General features: G+C 65.4%; 17 protein-coding genes. 8 read left to right on the top strand and 9 right to left on the bottom strand.

Annotated elements, in window-relative coordinates; genetic code table 11:
* Positions 1–5 precede the first annotated feature (5 nt).
* Both G7Y31_RS02730 and G7Y31_RS02725 read right to left on the bottom strand, forming a co-directional pair.
* Positions 6–359 carry a DUF3017 domain-containing protein gene (locus tag G7Y31_RS02730; protein WP_165008412.1) on the bottom strand — a complete coding sequence of 118 codons (354 nt, stop codon included), beginning with the start codon at positions 357–359 and terminating at the stop codon, positions 6–8.
* Between the two features lie 16 nt (positions 360–375).
* A complete protein-coding gene (locus tag G7Y31_RS02725) occupies positions 376–1239 on the bottom strand; it encodes a bifunctional methylenetetrahydrofolate dehydrogenase/methenyltetrahydrofolate cyclohydrolase (RefSeq protein ID WP_165008410.1) in 864 nt (287 codons plus the stop codon).
* Positions 1240–1304: 65 nt separating this feature from the next.
* On the opposite strand from G7Y31_RS02725, the gene G7Y31_RS02720 reads away from it, so the two are divergent.
* Positions 1305–1775 (top strand): tRNA (cytidine(34)-2'-O)-methyltransferase, encoded by a 471-nt coding sequence (locus tag G7Y31_RS02720; protein ID WP_165008408.1) that lies wholly within the window; start codon positions 1305–1307, stop codon positions 1773–1775.
* A gap of 11 nt (positions 1776–1786) precedes the next feature.
* Here G7Y31_RS02720 and G7Y31_RS02715 read toward each other — a convergent pair whose 3' ends face one another.
* Both G7Y31_RS02715 and G7Y31_RS02710 read right to left on the bottom strand, forming a co-directional pair.
* A complete protein-coding gene (locus G7Y31_RS02715) occupies positions 1787–3220 on the bottom strand; it encodes a PH domain-containing protein (RefSeq protein ID WP_165008639.1) in 1434 nt (477 codons plus the stop codon).
* Positions 3220–3669, bottom strand: a complete 450-nt coding sequence (locus G7Y31_RS02710) for a PH domain-containing protein (protein ID WP_165008630.1) — start codon at positions 3667–3669, stop codon at positions 3220–3222. Before G7Y31_RS02710 ends, G7Y31_RS02715 begins: the two co-directional genes overlap by 1 nt.
* 228 nt (positions 3670–3897) lie before the next feature.
* Here G7Y31_RS02710 and G7Y31_RS02705 point away from each other — a divergent pair, with 228 nt between their 5' ends.
* From G7Y31_RS02705 to G7Y31_RS02695, 3 genes are all read left to right on the top strand, one after another.
* On the top strand, positions 3898–4179 hold the full coding sequence (locus tag G7Y31_RS02705) for a helix-turn-helix transcriptional regulator (RefSeq protein WP_165008406.1): 282 nt from the start codon (positions 3898–3900) through the stop codon (positions 4177–4179).
* On the top strand, positions 4172–4699 hold the full coding sequence (locus G7Y31_RS02700; RefSeq protein WP_165008404.1) for a hypothetical protein: 528 nt from the start codon (positions 4172–4174) through the stop codon (positions 4697–4699). Before G7Y31_RS02705 ends, G7Y31_RS02700 begins: the two co-directional genes overlap by 8 nt.
* A gap of 457 nt (positions 4700–5156) precedes the next feature.
* Entirely contained in the window at positions 5157–6323 is a 1167-nt protein-coding gene (locus G7Y31_RS02695; RefSeq protein WP_165008402.1) for an HNH endonuclease signature motif containing protein, read from the top strand.
* A gap of 307 nt (positions 6324–6630) precedes the next feature.
* On the opposite strand, the gene G7Y31_RS02690 is transcribed toward G7Y31_RS02695, so the two are convergent.
* Positions 6631–9900, bottom strand: coding sequence for an error-prone DNA polymerase (locus tag G7Y31_RS02690; protein ID WP_165008400.1), 3270 nt, complete (start codon positions 9898–9900; stop codon positions 6631–6633).
* Between the two features lie 173 nt (positions 9901–10073).
* Between G7Y31_RS02690 and G7Y31_RS02685 the strand changes: the two genes are divergently transcribed.
* From G7Y31_RS02685 to G7Y31_RS02675, 3 genes are all read left to right on the top strand, one after another.
* Positions 10074–10958, top strand: coding sequence for a MetQ/NlpA family ABC transporter substrate-binding protein (locus G7Y31_RS02685; RefSeq protein WP_165008389.1), 885 nt, complete (start codon positions 10074–10076; stop codon positions 10956–10958).
* A gap of 145 nt (positions 10959–11103) precedes the next feature.
* Entirely contained in the window at positions 11104–12135 is a 1032-nt protein-coding gene (locus G7Y31_RS02680; RefSeq protein ID WP_235922916.1) for a methionine ABC transporter ATP-binding protein, read from the top strand.
* A complete protein-coding gene (locus G7Y31_RS02675) occupies positions 12132–12812 on the top strand; it encodes a methionine ABC transporter permease (protein ID WP_165008387.1) in 681 nt (226 codons plus the stop codon). Before G7Y31_RS02680 ends, G7Y31_RS02675 begins: the two co-directional genes overlap by 4 nt.
* Positions 12813–12958: 146 nt before the next feature.
* On the opposite strand, the gene G7Y31_RS02670 is transcribed toward G7Y31_RS02675, so the two are convergent.
* On the bottom strand, positions 12959–13843 hold the full coding sequence (locus tag G7Y31_RS02670) for a ferredoxin family protein (protein WP_165008386.1): 885 nt from the start codon (positions 13841–13843) through the stop codon (positions 12959–12961).
* A 65-nt stretch (positions 13844–13908) separates the two neighbouring features.
* Between G7Y31_RS02670 and G7Y31_RS02665 the strand changes: the two genes are divergently transcribed.
* A complete protein-coding gene (locus tag G7Y31_RS02665; protein WP_244977426.1) occupies positions 13909–14532 on the top strand; it encodes an AMIN-like domain-containing (lipo)protein in 624 nt (207 codons plus the stop codon).
* 150 nt (positions 14533–14682) lie between these two features.
* Here G7Y31_RS02665 and G7Y31_RS02660 read toward each other — a convergent pair whose 3' ends face one another.
* The 3 genes from G7Y31_RS02660 to G7Y31_RS02650 all read right to left on the bottom strand — a co-directional run bounded on the left by G7Y31_RS02660 (position 14683) and on the right by G7Y31_RS02650 (position 17835).
* Positions 14683–16218, bottom strand: coding sequence for a DNA polymerase Y family protein (locus G7Y31_RS02660; protein WP_165008617.1), 1536 nt, complete (start codon positions 16216–16218; stop codon positions 14683–14685).
* Positions 16219–16316: 98 nt separating this feature from the next.
* Complete coding sequence (locus G7Y31_RS02655) at positions 16317–17087, bottom strand: hypothetical protein (protein WP_165008384.1); 771 nt, start codon at positions 17085–17087, stop codon at positions 16317–16319.
* A gap of 94 nt (positions 17088–17181) precedes the next feature.
* On the bottom strand, positions 17182–17835 hold the full coding sequence (locus G7Y31_RS02650; RefSeq protein WP_165008382.1) for a LuxR C-terminal-related transcriptional regulator: 654 nt from the start codon (positions 17833–17835) through the stop codon (positions 17182–17184).
* Positions 17836–17837 lie beyond the last annotated feature (2 nt).

Below are 17837 nucleotides of genomic sequence, written 5' to 3'. Positions count from 1 at the left end.
CACGCCTAGCTGCCCAGGGCATCGACAGACACGGCCAGGAAGACCATGGCCGCACCCAGGGCGGTGGTGTAGACAGCGTCGAAGCGGCGGGAGCGCACGGCAAGGATGCCCACGCGGGAGGAGTCGCAGCTCAGCCGCACAACGGCCAGCCACAGCATGGCGGCGCCCAGGACGAAGGTGGCCCGCCGCCAGTGCTCCAGGACGGCAAAGAGGCCAGACAACGCTACGGCGGCAAAAACACCGGAAATCATCGTCCACTGCAGCCAGGCAGGCAGGCGGGAAGGGGCGTTTCCCCGGTCGTGGGGGTTGTCCAGGCCGGGGGTCGCCTTGGGCGCCTGGGGGCGCAACGGCAGATTCATCAGTTAGGCGCAGTGGTTAGGCGGATTTCTCGGCAGCGAGCTTCTCAGCGCGTTCGACAATGTTGTGCACCAAGAAAGCGCGCGTCAGCGGACCCACGCCGCCGGGGTTCGGGGAGACATAACCGGCCACGTCCCAGACCTCCGGGGCAACATCGCCGGCCAGTTTGCCGTCTACACGCGATACGCCCACATCCAGGACAGCGGCTCCGGGCTTGACCATGTCCGCGGTGAGCATGTGCGCCTTGCCCGCGGCAGCGATGATCACGTCAGCAGCACGCGTCTCTGCCGCCAAGTCTTTAGTGCCGGTGTGGCACAAGGTCACGGTGGCGTTCTCGCTGCGGCGGGTGAGCATCAGGCCAATCGGCCGGCCCACGGTCACGCCGCGGCCAATGACCACCACCTTGGCGCCGTCAAGCTCCACGCCGAAACGACGCAGCAAAGAAATACAACCATTGGGTGTGCACGGCAGCGGGGCGTCCTCGTTGAGCACCAGCTTGCCCAGGTTGACCGGGTGCAGGCCATCGGCGTCCTTGTCCGGGTCAATCTTTTCTAGAATCTTGTTCTCATCCAAGTGCTTGGGCAGGGGCAGCTGCACAATGTAGCCCGTGCAGGCGGGATCATTATTCAGCTCCTCAATGACGGCCTCCAGCTCCTGCTGCGTAATATCCCCCGGGAGGTCGCGCCGGATAGAGTTGATACCCAACTGCTCGCAGTCGCGGTGCTTCATCTTCACATAAGAATGAGAACCCGGATCATCGCCCACCAGCACGGTTGCCAGCCCGGGGGTTATGCCTTGTTCTTTGAGGGCGGCCACGCGCTGGGCCAGGTCAGCGAAAATCTCATCGCGGTGCAATTGTCCGTCTAGTTTGGTAGCACTCATGCCCACCATCCTAGACCACCTTCCAAAGCGCACCTTCCTAAGAGCTAGGCCCTAGACTGTGGACCATGAGCCAGCTGCACATCGTCTTTGATAATCCGGTCATCCCCACCAATACTGGCAACGCCATTCGCACCGCCGCGGTCATGGGCGCCACGTTGCACCTGATTGAGCCGCTGGGCTTTAATTTTGATGATAAGCACCTCAAGCGCGCAGGTCTGGACTACCATGACCTGGCGGATCTGCGCATCCACCCCAATTTTGAGGCCTGCATGGCGGCCCTGCCGGACTCCCGGGTCTTTGCTTTTACTACCCAGGCCAAGCGCTGGTTTACCGATGTCGCCTACCGCGACGGCGATGTCCTCCTCTTTGGCACCGAACCCACCGGCTTGCCCGATGCCCACCGCACCCACCCCCGCATCACCAGCGAGGTCCGCATCCCGATGGTGCCCGCGCGGCGTTCCATGAATCTGTCCAACGCCGCGTCTACCGCGGCCTTTGAGGCGTGGCGCCAGCTGGGCTTCGACGGCGCTGTCTAAACCGGCGCCGTCTAGGGCTGCGCGATCTCGGGTTGGGTGGGCATGCCGGGCAGCCGGCGCTGGCGCAGGCGGGTGAGTAAAGCGGTGGCATCGGCAGGCGTGAGGTTCGCACCGGCCATGCGCACCGGGCCACCCACCAGATCAAAGCGCACGGTGGCAATGCCCAGCAGCTGGCTGAGCGGCCCGGCCTTATACGTCAGCTCTTGAATGTGGGAGGTCTCCACCACCATCACGCGGCGCGACAGCCTTCCCTTATGCACGATGGCCACGCCATTGTGCAACGTGACGGCCTGCTGGCGCAGGTCCACCGGGGAGACCAGCCACGCCTTCGACGGCGAGGTATACGTGGGCTGGGTGTGCCCCTCCGGGCGAGCATACTGCTCAATCTCTGCTGCCGAAAGCGCCGAGACCACCCGGAACAGCTCCATCGCCTGCTCGCGAGTACCCACCGGCAGAATCCGCGTAGTACCAGAAGCCTTGCCCGCGGCGGAACCATAACCCGCAACGGAGACATGCACCTGGTACCAGCCAAAAGCCCGCCACAACAACGGCTGCGCCACCCGCACGCCGTGAATCCGGTCCAAACGGATAGTCTGCCGGCGCCGGTCCGCCAGGCCATAGTGCAAGTTCAGTACCGTATTGCCCGCGGACTCATCGCAGACCAGCGTGAACTTCCAGGAAGAATCCACCAAATTCCACAGCGAAGGCACAATACCCACCACCATCGGCAACAGCACGGCCGCCGAAAGCGGAGTAAACCACGCCACCCCAGCCGCCACCAGCAGCACCAACGCCATTGGTCGCAGAGCCTCGGCCAGCAGTGTGCGTTGGATAGGCACCTGCTCAATCAGCGCAGGCGCCTGGTCGGCAGCGGCAGCAGGGTCACCGGCAGGCAGAGGGGCATCGGCAAGCAAGGGGGCACTGGCAGACACGGCAGGACCAGCGCCACGCACATGGCCCATAATCTCCTGACGCAGCGCCTCGGCCTCCTGCTTGCGCAGGTACGCAATCTGAATCACAGAAGAATTACCGCCGGCCGTCTCCACGCGCACCACCGCCAGGCCAAAAATACGCGCAATCACATCCTCCACCACATCCACAGCCTGGATGCGGTCATAGCGCGCACTGCGCAGCGCCGTGGTCAACAACCCGTGGCGCAACGAAATCTCCTCGCCATCCACCCGGTAGCCCATCCGGCGCCACCACACCCCCGAGACCAGCCACAACGCCGCACACAGCGCCGCAAAACCACCCAGACCAATCAACGTGCCGCGCAGCAGCGCACCCCAGTGGCCCTCGCTGAGGAAATGCGCAATATCGTTAAAGCCCTGCGCACCAATGTTGAGCAGCCCAATAGTCAGCACCGCCAAAATCGCCGACCAAAAACGCAGCAACGGCGTCAGCCTGTGCACCGGGCGAAAGCCCTGCTCAGCCAAAGAATCCATCACAGTCCGCTCATCCTCTCGCGTGCCTGGACCGCCAGGCGCTCCCGCAGCGCGTCCGCCTCCTGCGTCGGCAAGCCCCTGACCTTGGCATCCGTGCCTGCCGATGCCGTGTGCAACTCCACCGTCTTCATCCCCAACGCGCGCTCAATGGGCCCCGCAGTGACGTCAACGAATTGGATACGGCCATACGGCACCACCGTGAACGTGTGCCAGAGTTTGCCTTTGGTAATCAGCAGCTCGTCCTCAGTTTCCAGCCAGCCCATGTTCTTAACCTGTGCCGGAATGAGCCAGACCAGCCACACCAGCATGGCCACGCATACCCCGGCGGCCCAGTACAGCCACGAGTCCCAAAAGAAACCGCCCGCCGCCGCGGCCAAGGCCAACACCGCCCAGAAGGGCAGGTTGCTCAAGTAGCGCGCGGTGGTCAGCTTGGGCGACACCGGGTTCATGTACTCCGGCACGGGGGTATGCGGCTGGTGTGAAGTCATGCTGGCCACAGTAACAAACCCCGGTTGTGGGGCTGATGGGCGGCCGTGCGGCTAGCACCCGTACAGACCGGACGCGCGGATGTGGGGGCTCGTGGTCAGCCGTGCGGCTAGCACCCGTGCATGCCGGATGCGCGGATGTGTCGGTGTCTATTCTTCACGGGGCATTGGGTTTATGCAACACTTAGGGGCATGTGCCCAAAAAGAAAACCGACAAAACCGCTTTTTAACCGGGTCCGGGTACTCCGGGCGGAGCGGGACCTCTCGCGCGCCGAGCTTGCCAGTGCCATCGGGGTCAACCCCCAAACCATCGGCGCCCTCGAACGCGGAGACCACTCCCCCAGCCTGGACCTCGCGTTCAATATCTGCGAAGTCTTTGACCTGCCCGTAGAAGCCGTGTTCTCCCGCAACGAGTTCACCCCCATGTCCACCGAAATCTACCGCCCCACCTCCGAAGGAGAACGCCGTGCCTAAATCCACCCGCACCCACACCGACCTCGCCCACACTGGCCGCACCCGTACCAACCCGGGCTCCACGTCCGCCCGCACTCGCAACCTCTACATCTCGCTGGCTGCGCTTGTCCCCGCGCTGGCTGGCGTGGTGGCGATGCCATTGTCCTATCTGGTGGCCGTGCCGTTGTGGGCAATCGGCATTGTCACCGCGGGCGTATTTTTGGCCCGGCTCCAGGGGGCAATCGGCAAGCTGAACCTCGATCCGGCCCAGGCGGACGAATACCAGCGCGCCCGCATTGACCGCGCCCGCTCCAATTCCTGGCGTTTCGCATTCTTCGCCCTGCTGGGGTTAATGCTGGTCGCATTGTGCCTGCCCCTCCTCGACCTCGCCCCCGGCCAGGTCCCGTGGCCAGAAATCGTCCGCGCCCTGGGCATGCTGGCCGGCGTGTTGGCCCTCGGCACTTCCCAAACCTTGCTGGGCACCATCACCCTGGCCATGGATACCGATGAGCTTGCCGATGCCACCGACCCCACCACCTAACCCCCGTCCCCGCCTGCCAAATCTCGCGGCCTGGCGCTTCGCGCATTGCTCCCCATCCCCTACCTCCCGGCGCCTACGCGTGACCCGTTTCCACGACCGGGCCCTAGCACGCGGCCCCGTTTCCGCGGCTTGGCACCGACACCCCGACTGCCCTCACTACCGGCCGGCGCCTACGCGTGACCCGTTTCCACGACCCGGCGCCAATATCTCGACCACCATCGCTACCGCCTGCCGTCTACGCGTGGCCTGTGCCCATGCCCTGCCGCCGACATCCCGACCACAATCCCGCTTGTGCGCCGCGATTGGCCTACCCCCAATCTGGGTTGCTCCACCCCCATCCGGGTACACCCGTCGCCATGGTAGATCCGCCCAAAGTTTACCCTCATTGCACACTCCATTAGACACCTCACTAGTTAACCCTTGCGCAGGCAATACCGGCCGGTTTAGTGTCGATGCCATGAACCTCGAGACGACGCTAATAGGACCAGGGCCCACAGCGCCTGGCGCCTTTATTGACGGTCTCGCCGAGCTAGCCGGTGAGACCGTAGAAAGCCTCGTCGCCCAAGGCTGGTGCCCACTAGCAGCAGCCAAAACCATCACCCTCCACACCACCTACTACGGACCCACCACCTACACTGGCCTGCAATACAAAGCCATCACCGCCGCCCGCACCCAAGGACACAGCATCTTCGCCCTCGACCTCATCGAGACCAAAACCAGGCGAGTTGCCGACAAACTCGGCAAATGGAAACTACGCGTCAAACTCTGCAAGACGCCTGCCGCTGAGATCGAGGCCGTTGCGCGTGAGCAGCTAAAAGAACTAGCCAAGCCGCGTGAAGTTAAAGAAGGCGTAAGCCTTACCCATCACGCTAATGGGCTAGCCACGCTCAAAGCCACGGGCAAGTCTGTGGACATCATGGACGTCCACGCCGTGGTTGACCCTCAAGACCAAGTAGAAAGCTTCCTGGCAGCCTTCAGGGGCGGGGGCGCTGGCAAACAACGCTACATCCCAATCATCCCCATCTACATTGATCAGATTTGTGAGTTCGTCGACCGGATGCACAACCCCGGGCGGTATCCCACCGATGCCGATATCCGCGTCCGCGCCTCCAACGGCGCCATTTTGACCGGCAAGGACTTGTTGGAGCGGTTGTGTCTGGACTACGGGTTTATCGCAGCCCTCTCCCGTGAGCATGGTCCTCTGGATTTGTACCGTTATTCGCGGACCGCTAACTCTAAGCAACGCTTATTGCTACTCGCCGAGGGAGCAGAATGTTCCTGGATAGGCTGCCACTTGCCGTTTGATAAGTGCCAGATTCACCACATCCACCCCTGGAACCAGGGTGGCCAGACCAACATGTCGAATCTGACCCCATTGTGTCCGCACCATAACGGTGCTAACGAAGACCACCCGCCAGATGGCATCCCGATAGCCCGGGGTCGGATGGTGCGCATGGGTACCGGGGTTGGGTGGCAAGCACCCGGTGGCGCCCCACCAATACAAACCCGGCCCATAGCGGCACCGCCATCAGCCACACCCACCACCTCCCCACCACCCGCCCACCACCAGACAACACCACCACCGGAAGCCTACGGACAGGCAACACCGCCACCGGAAAGCTAACCGCTGGCCAACTGACCAGTTCGAAGCCTTCCGGCCAGGTGGCTGATCAGCCCGAAGGACTGCTGATGGTAGGGAGCGGGAGGCATCGGAAAGCACACAGCCCCAACCGCGACGACAAAAAGCGCGCGGAAGGGGCCAGACGTGCGTGCATCCAATTCCTGATGCAACAAGCACTAATGCCATGGGCGAAGATGAGCAGGCTTGGAGCTGGGCAAGTGCATTCCCGACGCAGAAAGCCGGGCTGGGCAAGTGCATTCCCGACGCAGAAAGCCGGGCTGGGTGAGTTAGCGAAGCCGGGCTGGGTGAGCTAGCGGAAGTCCCGGGAACCGCGGGAGAAACACTCGCCGATGTTGAGCGGCTCTAGTTTGTCCGCAGCGATGGTCACCGCGCCGGATGCGTTTTGCACGATACCCCGAATGAGCAAGACCTTCGCCGTGCGTGCCACTAGCCGATCCCGGGACCACAACCCTGGAGTGACCATGACGTTAATCAGCCCCGTCTCATCCTCCAGGCCAAAGAAGGTCACGCCGCCCGCTGTCTGTGGGCGCTGGCGGTGAGTAACGATACCCGCCGTCCACACCCGCGAGCCATCTTCCGCCGCAGGCAACTGTGCCGCGGTAAGCACGCCGCGTTGGTGGAGGTGGGTGCGCAGGTGTTGCATCGGCTGGCTATCGGGCGTCACTCCGGTAGCCGCAATATCGGTCGCCAGAAGCTCAAAGGCGGACATACCCGGCAGCGCGGGTGGAGTAATCGCGGAGACCCCTGGCAGCATGTCGGCACGTTCAGTGGCGGCCACGCCGGCCTGCCACAAGGCCTGACGGCGGTCCACGCCCAGGCAATCGAGGGCGCCGGCAGCGGCCAGGGCCTCGACGTGCTCGACGGATAAGTCCGCGCGGCGCGACAGGTCCGCAATCCCGGCAAACGGCGCACCAGGGTCGGCAGCGTTGGGCGAAGCGGCGCGGGCGGGACTGGCGGCAGCGTTGGGCGAAGCGGCGCGGGCGGGACTGGCGGCAGCGTTGGGCGAAGCGGCGCGGGCGGACTCGATGCGGGCGGCAGCCTTGCCGCCCAAGCCCTTGATCAGGTTCAGGCCCAGGCGAATAGCGAAGCTGCCATCAGTGGCGCGCACCACGCGAGCCTGTGAGCCGGAGTCATTCACACTTACCGGCAGAATCTTAATGCCGTGCCGGCGGGCGTCTTGAATCAGCGACTGCGGGGAGTAAAAGCCCATCGGCTGCGCCCGCAACAGGCCCACGCAAAACTGCGCGGGATAGTAGTACTTCATCCACGCAGAAAAATACACCAGCGACGCAAAAGACTGCGCGTGAGATTCCGGGAAGCCATACGCGGCGAAGGCCACGATTTTTTGCCACAGCCGGTCCGCGGTGGCGCCTTCAATGCCGTTGGTTTCCCGCAGCCCGTCGTAGAAACGCTGGCGCAGCGCGGCCATGCGCGCGGGGGAACGCTTGGAGCCCATGGCTCGGCGCAGGTCATCGGCTTCGGCGCCGGAGAACCCGGCGGCATCGACGGCAATTTGCATCAATTGCTCTTGAAACAGCGGAATACCCAAGGTCTTGCCCAGGGATTTCTCCAGCACCGGGTGGTCGTACTCCACCGGTTCCAGGCCGTCGCGGCGGCGCAGATAGGGGTGCACTGAACCGCCCTGAATGGGCCCGGGGCGAATCAGCGCCACCTCCACCACCAGGTCAAAGAACTTTTGCGGTTTCAGCCGCGGCAAGGTAGACAGCTGCGCGCGGGATTCCACCTGGAACACTCCCACGGCATCGGCACGGCTGAGCATGGCGTAGACCTGCGGGTCCGTCAGGTCCAGTTCCCACAGGTTGATGGTGCGCCCGGTGGTCTCTTCCACCAGGTCCAGCATGTGGTGCAGCGCCTCCAGCATGCCTAGCCCCAGCAGGTCGAACTTCACCAGCCCGGCGGCGGCGCAGTCGTCTTTGTCCCATTGCAGCACGGAGCGGCCTTCCATGCGCGCCCATTCGGTGGGCACGACATCGGCAAGCGGACGGTCGCACAGCACCATACCTCCGGAGTGAATGCCCAGGTGACGCGGCTGCCCCAGCAGTTGCTGCGCCAGGGATTCCACATCGGCGGGCGGAGTGTGGATGCCTTTGGCCCAGGCGTCGGCGGTGCCTTGCGGGTAGCCCAGCGCCCGGGCGGCGTCGCGCACCGCACCTTTGCGCCGGTAGCTAATCACGTTCGCTACCTGGGCGGCGCGCTCGCGCCCGTGCTGGCGGTAGACGTATTGAATCACTTCCTCGCGGCGTCCGGACTCAATATCAATGTCAATATCGGGCGGGCCGTCGCGGTCCGGGGACAGGAAACGCTCAAAGAGCAGCCCCGCAGACACCGGCTCCGCATTCGTGATGCCCAGGCTGAAGCACACCACGGAGTTCGCCGCCGAGCCGCGCCCTTGGCACAAGATGTTGTGGCTGCGGCAAAAGTCCACCAGGTCCGCCACGATGAGGAAGTAGCCCGGGAACCCTAGCTTGCCGATGACCCCCAGCTCATGGCCTATCTGCCGCCGCGCCTGTGTCCAGATTTCCTCAGGTCTGCTGGCATAGCGGTGGGCTGCGCGTTGCCAGGTCAGGTGCTCGAGCCAGGTTTGTTCGCTGTGCCCATCCGGTACGGTGAAGTCTGGCAGGCGCGGGGCAAGTGCGGACCAGGTGAAGGTGCATTCGCGGGCTAGATCTACTGTGGCTGCGATGAGGTCCTCGCGGCCGGGAAAGAGTTGAAGCATCTGCTGCCCGGAGCGCAGCCAGCCAGCCCCCATCGGGTGCAGGTGTGGGGCTGCTGCGGCTAGGTTGTCGCGGCGGGCCAGGGCGCGCTTGGCTGCGGCCAGGCGGGCTTGGCTGCGGGTTGCCGCCGCGGGGCAGGCGGTGGCGATAGCGCGCAGGCCGGAGAGCTTGTCCAGCTCAGCATGGTGGTCGGCGTCCTCTGGGGTTTGGGTGGACTCGTATTCGAGTACCAAGCAGTCTATTTTTATTCTCTCGATAAAGGTGTCGATCTTCTCTACCCACTGCCAGCCCAGCAGGTACACGCATTCTTCCCCCAAAGCCGTGAGCACGTCTGGCAGTGGCGGGTAGCTCACGCGACCTTTTTCACCCGCGTCCATGCGGGCGCGCGCCACCAGGCGGCTGAGCCTGCGGTAGCCCTCCGGCGAGCGCGCCAGCACCGTCAGTACACCTTCGTTAAGACTCAACTCCACGCCGTAGAGCGCGGGCAGTTGTGCACGCGCGGAGGCTTCCACGAACTTCATCAGCCCATAAAAGCCATCACGGTCCACCACCGCTAGCGCACAAAGACCCAGCTCCACGGCGCGATCTACCAATTCCTCCGGCTCACAAGCGCCATCAAGGAAGGAATAAGCAGACACCGCGTGCAGCTCGGCAAAAGGCACCGCCCCCTGGCCAACACCCACCGGCGCGGCACCAGCAGAGCTGGCGGCGGTAGAGGGGGCATCGGCAAGATGGTCCACCGGAACCGGGACCGGGCCGGGACGGCCGGAAAGAATGCGCTCCACACGGGACCACGGCAGGGCCTCGCCACCATTAAACCGCACCAGAAACCTCCTCACTTGACGCCACCACCCTAACACAGGGTAGAATTTCTGTTCTATCCGGGCTGTTCGCCGGCTTGACACACAAGTAGACAAAGCTGTTCAACCGTTGCTAGGTTGGGCAACTGTTAAAAACTGACCAATACCCCAATTAACGCAGAAAGAGAGTGCCACCCATGCACATCCGCCGCACCCTGGCCACTGCCGTCGCAGCCCTGGCCGCCACCACCCTGGTGGCCTGCTCCAGCTCTGACTCCTCCACCGAGGCAGGCTCCGCAGAATCCTCCAGCCCCATCCGTATCGGCACCACCGACTCCAACCTGGAAGAGTGGGCCATCTTCGAAGAGCTAGCAGAAGAAGCTGGCTACAACATCAAGATCCAAAACTTCGGCGACTACGCCACCCCCAACCAGGCACTGGCCGAAGACCAGCTGGACACCAACAAGTACCAGCACCTGAAGTACTTGGCCGAGTACAACAAGGGCAACAACACCAAGCTGGTGCCGCTGGCGTCCACCGAAATCTACCCGTTGGCCATCTTCTGGAAGGATCACAGCGACCTCAAGGGCATCGAGGGCCAGACCGTGGTGATCCCGAACGACTCCACCAACCAGGGCCGCGCCCTGCTAGTGCTCAAGCAGGCTGGCCTGGTCGAGTTCAAGGATTCCAACATCTTGACCCCCACCCCGGCAGACCTGGATGAGGCCAAGTCCAAGGTCACCGTCACCCCAGTCGATGCCGCCCAGACCCCCACCGGCTACAACGAGGGCCGCCCGGCAATTATCAACAACTCCTTCTGGGGCGACGCCAACGTGACCATCGAAGACGCCCTGTTCTACGATGACCCGAACAACGAGGAAGCCGAGCCCTACATCAACGTCTGGGCTGTGCGCGCCGACAGCGTCGATGACAAGGCCCTCAACGACCTGGCCAAGCTGTGGAAGGACCCGAAGGTTACGGCCGCCGTGCTGGAGTCCTCTGGCAACTCCGCCATCGCCGTGGACCGCCCGCGTGAGGAGCTGCAGGAGATCCTCGAGCGCCTGGAGAAGCAATCCTCCTAACCTCCGTTCCCGGAAGGGAAGCCTTCCGCATGGAACCGCCCGGACCGCGTGCCACCGGTCCGGGCTTTCGACTCTCCACATGGCGCCCGCGCGTCCGGCCGCGGTCCGCCACCGCCCACCCCGCAACAAGTAAGGAACCCTGCCCGTGACACACTCCCAGGGCACGCGAATCCAATTTCGCAACCTCTCCAAGGTCTTTAACAACAACAAGACTGAGACCTTGGCTCTCGATGACATCACCTTCGACATCGAGCCCGGTGAGATTGTTGGCATAATCGGCTACTCCGGTGCCGGCAAGTCCACCCTGGTGCGCATGATTAACGCACTGGATACGCCAACGTCCGGCGAGGTCCTCCTCGATGGCACCAACATCGTAGGCCTGCCGGAAGCTAAGCTGCGCGGCATCCGCCGCAACATCGGCATGATTTTCCAGCAGTTCAACCTCATGTCCTCACGCACTGCCGCCGGCAACGTGGCCTACCCGCTGCAGCTAGCTGGCGTACCCAAGGCGGAGCGCACCCGCCGCGTCCAAGAACTGCTGGACTTCGTGGGCCTGGGAGACAAGGGCAGCAACTACCCTGAGCAGCTCTCTGGCGGCCAGAAGCAGCGCGTGGGTATCGCGCGCGCCCTGGCCACCAACCCTTCCCTGCTGCTTGCCGATGAAGCCACCTCCGCCCTGGACCCCACCACCACCCAAGAGGTGCTGGACTTGCTGCGCAAGGTCAACAGGGAGCTGGGCATTACCATCGTGGTCATTACCCATGAGATGGAAGTGGTGCGCTCCATCGCGGATACCGTGGTGGTGATGGAAAACGGCCGGGTAGTCGAAAAGGGCTCCGTCTTTGAGGTCTTCTCCAACCCGCAGACCGACACGGCCGCAAAGTTCGTGGCCACCTCGCTGCGCAACACCCCGGACGTCGTAGAGGCTGATGATCTGCTGGCCCACGAAGGCCGCCTGTTTACCATCAACCTCACCGAGCACTCCGGCTTCTTTACCGCCGCGAGCCAACTGCAGGCCGATGGCGGATCCATCGCCATTGTCCACGGCGGCGTGACCACCTTGCAGCAGCGCTCCTTTGGCAAAGTCACCGTCCGCCTAGGCGGGCCGGCCGAGGCCATCGACCGTTTCTACACCACCTTGCAGGCCACCACCGACATTGAGGAGATCCAGCGATGACCGTAACCCACCTCGCAGAAGCCAACTGGGATCGCCTGGGCCCCACCCTGGGCGAAGCCATCGTCGACACCCTCATCATGGTCTCCGTGACCATGCTGGTCGCCGGCATCTTGGGCCTGGGCCTGGGTGTGCTGCTCTACACCACCCGCCCGGGCGGAATCCTGCAGAACAAGTTCATCTACTTGTTCATCAACCTGGCGGTCAACTTCGTCCGCCCCATCCCCTTCATTATCCTGCTCGCCTTCGTCCAGCCGCTGACCATGGCGGTCATGGGCGGCTCCATCGGCCGTAACCCCGCCACCTTCGTCATGATCATCGCCGCGACCTTCGCCGTGGCCCGCATTGTGGAACAAAACCTGGTGGCCATCGACCCGGGCGTCATTGAGGCCGCCCGCTCCATGGGCGCAAGTCCCTGGAAGATCATCACCTCCGTCATCGTGCCGGAGGCCCTCGGCCCGCTGGTGCTGGGCTACACCTTCCTCTTCATCGGCGTGGTGGACATGTCCGCCATGGCCGGCTATGTGGGCGGCGGCGGCCTGGGTGACTTCGCCATCGTCTACGGTTACCGCTCCTTCGAGTGGGAAGTCACCGTGGTGGCTACCCTCATCATCATCGTCCTGGTGCAGGCCGCCCAGTTCTTCGGCAACTGGCTCTCCGCCAAAATCATGCGCCGCTAGTCTGCCCGCTAATCTGCCGATGCCCCCTCCGGCACCCTCACCACCGCCCGGTCCCGCAGCGCCAGCCGAGCCCGCGGCGCCGCCCGGTCACGCAGCGCCAGCCGAGCCCGCGCCACCGGCGGCCAGGCGCCGCGCCCCAAAGCCAGCTAGGTGCCCAGCACCAGCACCGGCTCAGTGCGCGGCACCCACGCGCGGGCTGTCTTCGGCTCATCCCCGCACGAGGACACCACCCCGGCGACCTCCCGCTGCTCCAACGCCACATCCCAGGCCCGCCCGTCTGGGTGGGTGACCCGCACGGGGCTGGTGGATGAGGGGGCATCGGCAAGCTCAAGTGCCCCATAAGCCAGCTCCTCCCCCGCCTGGAGCAACAGCTGCGCCACCGCCAGCTCCGCCACCTGACAACGCGGCGACAACAGGCCAGAACCACGGTTGGCTGGCACAAAGAACTTCCCCTCAATCGCCCGAGCCAACAGCTGCGCACCGGCCTGCGCAGTGAGTCGGCCGAAGGAATACCCCCACGGCATCAGCAACACCGAAGGCGCAAAACGGTGCCCCTTAGTGTGCGACGTCTCCCACACCAACGACGCCGGAAACTGCCGGTCCAACTCCGCAGCCAAAGGACGGCCCTTGACCGCGCAGCACTGATCCCGCTTCGCGTGCGTGCACACCAGCATCAACGGCGCATCAATGACCCCACCCCCGTTGCGGCCAGGCCCAGTCAAATCCAGGTCCAGAATCTGCTCCGGGCCAGTCAGCAGCACCATCTCCATCACCGCTTCGCGCGCCCACACCAGGTAACAGCGGTGCATCTTGCCCACCTGGCGGCCCGCGCGCCCCGGGCGGCGAATTAGCTGCAGCCCCGCCACCCCCTTGAGCTTGGCGCGCAGCTTCCCGGTCAGTTCCGCCCCGAAGGTCTCCCCGTCGAGCACGTCGCGCGACCAGCCGCCGGGCCACTCAAACAGCACATAGACAGACTCTTGCTTGGCGGTGCCGGCCAGGGGCTCGGCCAGGTAGGATGAGCACACGTTCATGCTCGGCAATTGTACAAGCCTGCATAATTGGCCATTTCTGCACTAACGCTTATAGGTTGGAGGTTATGTTTTCTGCTTTCTCTGGCCGTCGGAAGCGCCAGCATTGCGTTCTTGCCTGCGCCCCCGCCCCCGCAGCCTGCGCAGTAGCTGCCGCCGGGTGCGCACTGGTGCTCGGTGCCTGCAGCGCCCCCGCCCCGGCGCCGTCCACGCAGACCGCAGCCCTGCGCACCGCGCCTGCCGCCGGACTAACCCCGCTGGGCGATGCCAACACGGAGCTCAAAACCCAACGCCCCGCCGCCCCTTCGCAACTGGTGGTCGCCGACGTGCGCACCGGCAAGCATGAAACCTTCGAGCGCGTGGTCTTTGACCTGGTGGGCACCGGGGAGCCCGGCTGGTTCATCGACTTCACCGACACCCCCACCCAACAGGGGTCCGGCAAGACTATCCAGGTCTCTGGCACCAGCGTGCTCAACGTCAATATCGACGGCACCGTCTTGCCCTTTGAGCTCAACGTCCCCGACCCGCGCCTGGGCACCGTGTCCGGCCAGGGCGGCTTTGTGACCGAGGTGGTTCCGGCGGGAACCTTCGAGGGGCGCTCGCAATTCTTTATCGGCCTCAAGGGACCGCACGCCTACTCCGTGCAGGTGCTCAAAGAGCCCACGCGGCTGGTCATCGACATCCTGGCCTAGGCGTGCCCGGCCCAGGCTTCGGCGCGGGGTGCACAGCCAGCCAGCTTCGGCAGCGTTCCGCCTAGCTGCTTCGGCGCGGGGTGCACAGCCAGCCAGCTTCGGCAGCGTTCCGCCTAGCTGGGGCGGCACCACGCCCGGCTTCGGCGCGGGCTAAAAGTAGGCCGCCTCTACCCGCCAAGCACCTTGGCTCCACTGCAGCAACCACGCCCGCTGCACGGCTTCGCCTTCACGCTGGCCCACCAGTTGCAGCCGCGCCACCCGCCCCGTGCTGCTGTGCGCGTCCCACCACGGCGCATCCACCGGCCAGGGCCCGGCCCACCCGGCGACATAGTAGTTCTGCGCACCCCACCGGGCGGCGTGCGGCGCGGCGGAGAGCAGGGCCTCGGCGGTAACGATGATGGGCTGGCCGGCGGCATCGACAAGCTGCATGCGGGCAGCCGGGTGCCCCACCCCGCCGCCCAGGCGCGCCGGCAGCGGGGCCGGAATGCGCCCGGGCCAACTGCCCTGCGGTGCCGGGTCCCGGGCCTCACCAAAGGGGGTCAGCTCGACGCGCTCTGCGACCCCGCGCCCGCCGCCCGCCCGGGGCTGCACCACCTTGTCGATGCCCAGCTGGGACTGCACCCGCGCCACCGCCCGGCGCATCTGCTCATCGCTAGCCCCAGCCGCCCACAGCTGCCCCGGCCCCGGGGCCGCGACCTCCGCCGGGGCAAGCTCTAGACCGACGATGCCCCCGCCGCCACCCTGCGTCAACCATCCATCCAGCTGCCAGCGCACGCGGTCTGCGGTGGCGGCTTCCTCCAGGGCCTGCGTGGTGCGCCACATCCGCTCCAGGTGCTGGCCAGTGGAAAGTTCCGCGCGCACGCGCAAGCGCACGCACACCAGTCCCGCAGCGGCCAGGCGGGCGTGAAGCTGCGCGGCAAGCTGGCGGGCGGCGAAGGCGGCGGCATCCACGCGCTCGATGGGCTCTTCGGGCTGGATGCTCACGCTCAGCTGCGCCGGAACCTCAGCGGGGGCCACCCGGCGGTCAGGCACCGCACTGGCGATACCCCACGCCCGCGCCCCGGCGCGCCCAAAGCGCGTGGCGACCTGCGCGGAAGGCAACGCGGCCAACTCGCCTAGCGTGCGCAACCCCAGCTTGTGCAGCTGCTCCACTAGGTCGGCGTCGCAGCCCAGCGCCACTTCGGCCGCCAAACTGGACACCGGTTGGGTGGCCAAGAACTCCCGCGATTGGCCGGGCGCCACCACCTTTCCGGCGCGTGCGGCAAGCAGTGCGGTGGGCAGCTCGTCGGCCGCCCCGGCTTGTGTGTCCAGCCCGGCGCGGGCGACAGCATCGAGAAGCATCTCCAGCACCGCGTCCTCGCCTCCGTGAAAGCGCGCCGCGGCAGTAATGTCTACCACCGCCATGCCGGGGCGCAGGACTTCCATGGAGGCGGTGACGTCATCGATGGACTCCACAATCTGGCTAAACACGGCCCCATCGCGCTGTGGGTTGGCGTCGAACACCTGCAGCTGCGGGCACAGCGCCTGGGCTTGACGCAGCCGCATGCCGCGACGCGCCCCAGCGGCCCGTGCCGCCGCATTGCACACGGCTATCCGGTGGCGGGAGACCACCGCCCCGGGAACGCTGAGCTGCGCTCCGGCGGCTTGCAGCGGCCAGTCCGGAAACCACAGCGCGGCGATCCGCATCCCCGCGCCCGCGCCGGTCTTCTCGGTCGCGCTCCGCTGCCGGCCACCCCTCGCGCCCGCGCTGGACGCCTTGCCCGCCGGCGCGGCTGCGGCAACATTCACGCCAGCTCCAGAGTCCGCGCCCGGCCGCATGTAACTACCCCGCGGCGGGTGGTACCGGCCGCACGCGCGCGCACCTCAACATCCAGGCCGGTGATTCGACCGCGCCCCCTGCCGATACCCCGATACGTCGTCACCTCCGCCTGCAACTCCACTGCTGGCCCCGGCAACCGCGGGCCCACCGCGAGCAACGCAGCACGCCCCGCCCGCACTTTGGCGGCAATCGGCCGCGCTTGGGTGGGACTGAGTTTGACCTGGGGGCCGTGGTGGATGACGAGGTCGCAGCCTTCGGCAAGCGTGCAACTGACCTGCCAGGGCTGCTCCCCCGGTTCGGGCACAGCGATGAGCCTGCCGGGTTCACCTTCTTCTACCACCCGCGCTAAGGACAGCTCTGGCCAGCCCACCACGGCCACATAGCCGCCCGCACTGGTTACCTGCGTGGCCAGCTCCACGGCTAGCGCCGGACAGTCATTGAGGCTGCTTACTCGCTGCCGCGCTAGTCCGCCGCCCGGCAGGATGCCCGCCAAGTCCCCGGGGACCACCAGCAGCTTGCCCGCGACACCCGCACCCACAGCACCAGCGCCCGCAGCGCCCGCGGCACCGGCAACGACCCCGGCGGAATCTGCAAGGCCCTGAGCGGCATCGAGCGCGGCATTAGGGGCAGTGGCCGCACCCAGATCCACCACGGCGGCGCTGCCCATCTGCGCCATCTGTGCGCGCAGCTGCGCGATGCGCGCCAACTTATCAGCACCCAGACTTCGAACGCTCATTTGATCCACCGGTCCATTATGAACCCCGAATCGAACACTTTCAAACACCCCTGCTCAGAGGTGCAAAACCGCCGCTATTTAACGAAGCACTGTTCTAATCCAAGTCGCGGTCCGCTGCCCAACGCGTGAGCTGGTAGCGGTTAGACTGCTGCGTCTTGCGCAAGATATTCGACGCATGCGTCTCCACCGTCTTAATCGAGATAAACAGCTCTTGCCCGATCTCCCGGTAGGTGTAGCCGCGCGCCAACAGTCGCAGCACTTCTAGTTCGCGCGGCGTGAGGGCATCCACCACCTCATCGTGCAGCGGCTCCGGCTCGCCAGCAGGTTCCGGGGCAGGCGCCCCCGAGGCGAAGGCGTCGAGCACGAACCCGGCCAGCCGTGGGGAGAAGTACGCGTCGCCGCCGTTGACGCGGCGGATGGCCTCGGCAAGCTCAGCGCCATCGATATTCTTGGTCACGTAGCCCCGGGCCCCGGCGCGGATGAGGGCAATAACGTCCTCGGCGGCATCAGACACGCTCAGCACCAGGTATGCCGGGCCGGTCGCGCCGCGCAGCACCGCCAGCCCGCCGCCGTCTGGCATGTGCACGTCCAGCAGCACCACATCGGGGCTCAGCCTGCCGATACCCTCCCGGGCCACCGCCACACTTCCTGCCTCCCCCACCACTTCAATGTCAGCTGCTGCGGCCAGCTCGCTGCGCACCCCGGCGCGGAAGACGGAGTGGTCATCGACCAAAAAGACTCTCACCATGG

Source organism: Corynebacterium lizhenjunii (genome assembly GCF_011038655.2).
Classification (GTDB): Bacteria; Actinomycetota; Actinomycetes; order Mycobacteriales; family Mycobacteriaceae; genus Corynebacterium; species Corynebacterium lizhenjunii.
This window is presented reverse-complemented; position numbering and strand designations above follow the sequence as displayed.

What these genes read in the sequence shown, in the direction of transcription:
- G7Y31_RS02730 (WP_165008412.1), bottom strand. Translation starts at nt 359, where the DNA reads ATGAATCTGCCGTTGCGCCCCCAGGCGCCCAAGGCGACCCCCGGCCTG.
- G7Y31_RS02725 (WP_165008410.1), bottom strand. Translation starts at nt 1,239, where the DNA reads ATGAGTGCTACCAAACTAGACGGACAATTGCACCGCGATGAGATTTTC.
- G7Y31_RS02720 (WP_165008408.1), top strand. Translation starts at nt 1,305, where the DNA reads ATGAGCCAGCTGCACATCGTCTTTGATAATCCGGTCATCCCCACCAAT.
- G7Y31_RS02715 (WP_165008639.1), bottom strand. Translation starts at nt 3,220, where the DNA reads ATGGATTCTTTGGCTGAGCAGGGCTTTCGCCCGGTGCACAGGCTGACG.
- G7Y31_RS02710 (WP_165008630.1), bottom strand. Translation starts at nt 3,669, where the DNA reads ATGAACCCGGTGTCGCCCAAGCTGACCACCGCGCGCTACTTGAGCAAC.
- G7Y31_RS02705 (WP_165008406.1), top strand. Translation starts at nt 3,898, where the DNA reads ATGTGCCCAAAAAGAAAACCGACAAAACCGCTTTTTAACCGGGTCCGG.
- G7Y31_RS02695 (WP_165008402.1), top strand. Translation starts at nt 5,157, where the DNA reads ATGAACCTCGAGACGACGCTAATAGGACCAGGGCCCACAGCGCCTGGC.
- G7Y31_RS02685 (WP_165008389.1), top strand. Translation starts at nt 10,074, where the DNA reads ATGCACATCCGCCGCACCCTGGCCACTGCCGTCGCAGCCCTGGCCGCC.
- G7Y31_RS02675 (WP_165008387.1), top strand. Translation starts at nt 12,132, where the DNA reads ATGACCGTAACCCACCTCGCAGAAGCCAACTGGGATCGCCTGGGCCCC.
- G7Y31_RS02670 (WP_165008386.1), bottom strand. Translation starts at nt 13,843, where the DNA reads ATGAACGTGTGCTCATCCTACCTGGCCGAGCCCCTGGCCGGCACCGCC.
- G7Y31_RS02665 (WP_244977426.1), top strand. Translation starts at nt 13,909, where the DNA reads ATGTTTTCTGCTTTCTCTGGCCGTCGGAAGCGCCAGCATTGCGTTCTT.
- G7Y31_RS02660 (WP_165008617.1), bottom strand. Translation starts at nt 16,218, where the DNA reads ATGCGGATCGCCGCGCTGTGGTTTCCGGACTGGCCGCTGCAAGCCGCC.
- G7Y31_RS02655 (WP_165008384.1), bottom strand. Translation starts at nt 17,087, where the DNA reads ATGAGCGTTCGAAGTCTGGGTGCTGATAAGTTGGCGCGCATCGCGCAG.
- G7Y31_RS02650 (WP_165008382.1), bottom strand. Translation starts at nt 17,835, where the DNA reads ATGGTGAGAGTCTTTTTGGTCGATGACCACTCCGTCTTCCGCGCCGGG.